Source organism: Actinosynnema sp. (assembly GCF_052038725.1).
In genome coordinates this window covers 1-4,244 of record NZ_JBQGCX010001531.1, presented here as the reverse complement: position 1 = coordinate 4,244, position 4,244 = coordinate 1, and the positions used below count along the sequence as shown (strand labels likewise).

Below are 4,244 nucleotides of genomic sequence, written 5' to 3'. Positions count from 1 at the left end.
CGGCGCGGTCAGGAACTCCACGGCGCTCACTTCCCCACCCCCAGCGACCGCAGCAGCTGCTCGGCCCGGTCCAGCCCGAACGTGCGCAGCCAGATGTCCGTGTCCGCCAGCGCCCTCGGCTCGCCGTCCGCGACGACGGTCCGGTTCAGCAGGCACAACCGGCTGCACAGCGCGGTCGCTGCGGCCAGGTCGTGCGTGGTCATCAGCACCGCCACCCCCTCGTCCCTGAGCTGCCCGAGCAGTTCGCTCAACAACTCCTGCGTCGGCACGTCGATGCCGGTGAACGGCTCGTCCAGCAGCAGCGTGCCCGGCCGCAGCGCGAGCGCCCGCGCCACCAGCACCCGCTGCCGCTGCCCGCCGGACAGCTCGCCGACCGGCCTGGCGGCCAGGTCGCCCATGCCGACCCGCTCCAGCGCCTGCTCCACCGCGGCCAGGTCGTCCGCGCTCCGGCGGCGCAGCAGCCCGCGCAGGTGCGTGCGCCCGGTGGCGACCGCGCCCGCGACGGTGATGGGGAAGTCCCAGGCGACCTCGTGCCGCTGCGGCACGTACCCCACCGACCCCTGCGCGCGCCGCGCGCTGCGCCCGTGCACCTCCACGCTCCCGCTCTCCAGCGGCAGCAGGCCGAGGACGGTGCGCAGCAGCGTGGTCTTCCCGGCCCCGTTGGGCCCGATCAACCCGACCAGCTCACCGCCGCGCAGCTCGAAGTCCACGCCCGACAGCACTTCCCGCCCGCCCAGGCGCACGCTGGCGCCCGCCACGCGGACCACCGGGTCACCCACGGGAGCCCACCACCTTGCGCCGCACCAGGAACCCGATCGTCAGCAGCACGACCGCGGCGCCGGCGATCCAGGGCCACGGGGCCTGGTTCTGCTCTTCGCCCGCGTTCTCGTTGCTGCTGGGCGCTTCGCCGGCCGGCACCGAGACCGTGAACGCCTCGTTCGGGTCACCGGCCCCCACGTGCACCCGCAGCACCGCCCGGTCGGCGCGACCGTCGGACGCCGCCATCTCGACGTCGAGCGCGTACGAGCCGGGAGCGCTGAACACCCAGTTGCCGTGCGCGTGCGTGCCCAGCTCGACCCCGGTCTCCTGCGGGAAGCCCTTGGCGCCGCTGAACACCACCTCGGGCTCGCCGAAGTTCCCGTTGAGGAACAGCTGGAACTCGCCCGGTCCGCTCACCCCGTGCAGCCGCCAGTCCACCTCGCGCCCGCCCAGCCCGGCGATGCTCGGGTCCTGCGTGTTCCAGCCGGGCCAGACCACACCGTCCCCCTGGGCTTGCGGCAGCACCCACACCTGGCTGCCCGCCGCGCCGAGGAACGCGTAGGCCGGGTCGTCCGGGACGGCCGTCCTGACCGAGTCCGGCACGTGCAGCACCACGTCACCGGGTTCCCGCCACACCGGCTCCGCGCCGCTGTCGTCGCGCAGCTGCACGACCCACTTCCCGTCCACCACGCGCGGTCCCAGGTCCACGTGCCCGTCGGCGATCACCACCCGCTCGCCGTCCTGCGCCTGCGCTTGTTCCTGCGCCTGTGCCGCAGGCGCGCCGGCCAGCACCGCCGCTGCCGCCACCGCCACCGCTGTTGCCGCCGCGCTCAGCCGAGACACCGCGCGACCTCCTTCGCGTTGTGCCGCATCATGTCCGCGTAGCTGCGCACCCGCTGGTCGAACGCGTCCCCGTACAGCAGGCACACCTCGACCCCCTGGTCCGCCGCCACCTGGTTCAGCACCGAGGCGCGCTGCGCGAGGTTCGGCTCGGTGAACACGGCGGGAACCCCGAGGTTGCGCACCGTCCCGGTCAGCTTCCGCACGTCCTCGACGCTGGGCTCCTGCGCCGGGTTCGGCACCACGAAACCGGCCACGGTGAGGTCGTAGGCGCTGGCGAGGTACCCGAACCCGTCGTGCGTGGTGATCAGCTGCCGCCGCTCCGCGGGCACCCCCGCGATGGTCTGGCGGACCTCGCCGTCAAGCGCGTCCAGCTCCGCCGCGTACTCGCGCGCGTTCCGGTCGTACTCCTGCGCGTTCGCCGGGTCGGCGCTGCGCAGCGTGTCGCGGATCAGCTCCACGTAAGCGCGCGCGTTGCGCACGTCCTGCCACAGGTGCGGGTCGATCTCCCCGTGCACGTGCTTGCCGAGCACCGCCTGCGGCAGTTGGTGCACCTGCGCCCCAGGGGCGCCGAGGAACCCGAACCGCGGATCGTCCGGAACGCTGCTCAGGGTCTTGTTGGGCACCTCGATCACCGCGTCCTGAGCCGCCACGACGTGCTGCGCGGTCCCGCCGCCCTCGTCGTTGAACGTGTACAGCTCACCGCTGTCCAGGTCCACGGTCAGATCGGTGTGACCCTTGTGCAGCACGGTCTTCCCGGTCTCGGCCGGGTTGACCCCGACCGCGAAGGTGAACGTGTTCTCCCCCAGGGGGATCGGCTCGCCCCCGTCGTTGACCAGCTCGGCGCGCAACGCCAACCGGTAAACGCCGGGAGCGGTGAACGCCCAGTTCAGGTGCGTGTGCGCCGCGGGTGGCAGCGTGGTCACGTCCACTTCGGACAGACCGTCGCCGGAGTCGAAGTAGGGAACCGGCTTCCCCAGCGACTCGGTCAGGTAAACGGCCAACTCCCCCGGCCCCTCGACCCCGACGGCGCTCAACCGGACCTCGGAAGTCCGACTGGCCCCCCGCTCCTTCCCGTCGCCGCGAACCCGGAGCCCGAGCCACAGCACGTCCAGCCCGACGTCCTCGACCAGCGGGATCACGTTGGCCCCGTACGTCTCCGCGGACTCGGCCAGCGACACGTTGGGCGCGCCGTCCGCGAGGTTGGCGTCAATGGCCTTGATCAGCCGCTGCTCCTCCAGCAGCAGGTGGTTGGTGAACGCGACCTGGGCCCCCACGACCTTCTTGACGTCGGCAGGCGTCGGCTCGTACGAGTGCGGATCCCCGCCCGCGGGCACCACGGAGTCAACCCGAACCCGCTCCCCGCCGACGTTCCGCACCAGGTCGGCGAGGATCTCGGTGGTGGTGACCACAGCGATCCCGTCCCCACCGCCACGCCCGGCCCCCGCGGAGCACCCGCTGACCGCGAGCCCCACCACGAGCAACCCGGCGACGAAGCGCGAGGGCGCACGCACGCGCATGTCTTCGAACACCTCCAGACGCCCCACCTGAACAGGCGGGCCCTGTGAAGCTAATACAAACGACAACCATTTTCAACGAACGGCCAGGTGCGCGGGTCGCCACCCCGCACCCGCCGGGTGCGCAATCCCTCCAGCACGAGGAGGGGCGCACGTGGACGACACCATCACCCGGATCAGGACCAAGCTGGCCCGCCTGCAGGCGGACGAGCGCCTCGCCGCGACCGTCAAGCCCACCGCCCTGCGCGGCTACCTGAACCCACCGGCGTCGGAAGCCGAGGTCGAGGCGTTCGAACGCGAGCAGGGCGTCACCCTCCCGCAGGCGTACCGCCGCTTCCTGCTGGAACTGGGCGACGGCGGCACGGGCCCGCACTGCGGCCTGCTTCCCCTGCGCGAGTGGTCCCCTGGCGAGTCGGAGTGGCCCGCCAGGGAAAGCCCCTTCGACCTGGGCCGCAACCGCGCGGAGTGGTGGGCGGGTACCTGGGAGGACGACGACCACCCGTTCCGGGGCACGATCTCCGTCGTGAGCCAGGGGGTGAGAACTGCACCCTCCTCATCGTGACCGGCCGGTGCCAGGGCAGGCTGGTCGACGTCGCCCGCATCGTCGACTTCGCGCAGGTCTGGGGCGACGAGGACTTCCTGGTTTGGCACGAGCGCTAGCTGGACGAGGTGCTGCCCGGTCGGGGGCGTTGGGCCTGGGGCGTGGCCTGCGGATCTTCACCGTAGGTGGAGGACGATGCAAGCCAAGACGATCTCGGCACGATGGTAGGCGGCTCGTTTCGCGAACCTGGTGGCCAGGCCGCGGAACTGCTTGAGCCGGTTGAAACAGCGCTCGACCACGTTGCGGATCTTGTAGATGTCCGGGTCGAAGGCCGGTGGCCTGCCACCGGCCGAGCCCTGGGCCTTGCGGTGGGCGATCTGGTCCGTGCGCTCGGGAATCGTGGCCTTGACCCGCCGCTGCCGCAGCGCGGTTCGGGTGCTCGGGTGGGCGTAGGCCCTGTCGGCGACGACCCGCCCGACCCGCACCCTCCGCCCGTCCACGGCGATGTCGTGGATGTCGTCGAGCAGCGGTGGCGGTTGCGGGTTGTCGCCGGCCCTGACCCGAGGGTGAGGATCACCGTCGGCGGC

General features: G+C 72.3%; 5 protein-coding genes. 1 reads left to right on the top strand and 4 read right to left on the bottom strand.

The window, feature by feature from the left end:
• Positions 1-26 precede the first annotated feature (26 nt).
• The 3 genes from ACTUAL_RS32200 to ACTUAL_RS32190 are packed head-to-tail and all read right to left on the bottom strand — an operon-like array spanning position 27 to position 3,119.
• A complete protein-coding gene (locus ACTUAL_RS32200) occupies positions 27-779 on the bottom strand; it encodes an anchored repeat-type ABC transporter ATP-binding subunit (protein WP_440902869.1) in 753 nt (250 codons plus the stop codon).
• On the bottom strand, positions 772-1,602 hold the full coding sequence (locus ACTUAL_RS32195; protein ID WP_440902868.1) for a TIGR03773 family transporter-associated surface protein: 831 nt from the start codon (positions 1,600-1,602) through the stop codon (positions 772-774). The genes ACTUAL_RS32200 and ACTUAL_RS32195 overlap by 8 nt, the downstream gene beginning before the upstream one ends.
• On the bottom strand, positions 1,590-3,119 hold the full coding sequence (locus tag ACTUAL_RS32190) for an anchored repeat ABC transporter, substrate-binding protein (protein ID WP_440902867.1): 1,530 nt from the start codon (positions 3,117-3,119) through the stop codon (positions 1,590-1,592). The genes ACTUAL_RS32195 and ACTUAL_RS32190 overlap by 13 nt, the downstream gene beginning before the upstream one ends.
• A 151-nt stretch (positions 3,120-3,270) precedes the next feature.
• Between ACTUAL_RS32190 and ACTUAL_RS32185 the strand changes: the two genes are divergently transcribed.
• Positions 3,271-3,678: an SMI1/KNR4 family protein gene (locus ACTUAL_RS32185; protein ID WP_440902866.1), complete on the top strand. Its 408-nt coding sequence runs from the start codon at positions 3,271-3,273 to the stop codon at positions 3,676-3,678.
• Positions 3,679-3,833: 155 nt separating this feature from the next.
• Here the strand turns inward: ACTUAL_RS32185 and ACTUAL_RS32180 are convergent.
• The coding region (locus ACTUAL_RS32180; protein WP_440902865.1) for a transposase at positions 3,834-4,244 on the bottom strand (411 nt) is incomplete at its 5' end.

Bases quoted from the DNA above. Each gene is read 5' to 3' on its own strand.
- ACTUAL_RS32190 (WP_440902867.1), bottom strand. From the start codon at position 3,119: ATGCGCGTGCGTGCGCCCTCGCGCTTCGTCGCCGGGTTGCTCGTGGTG.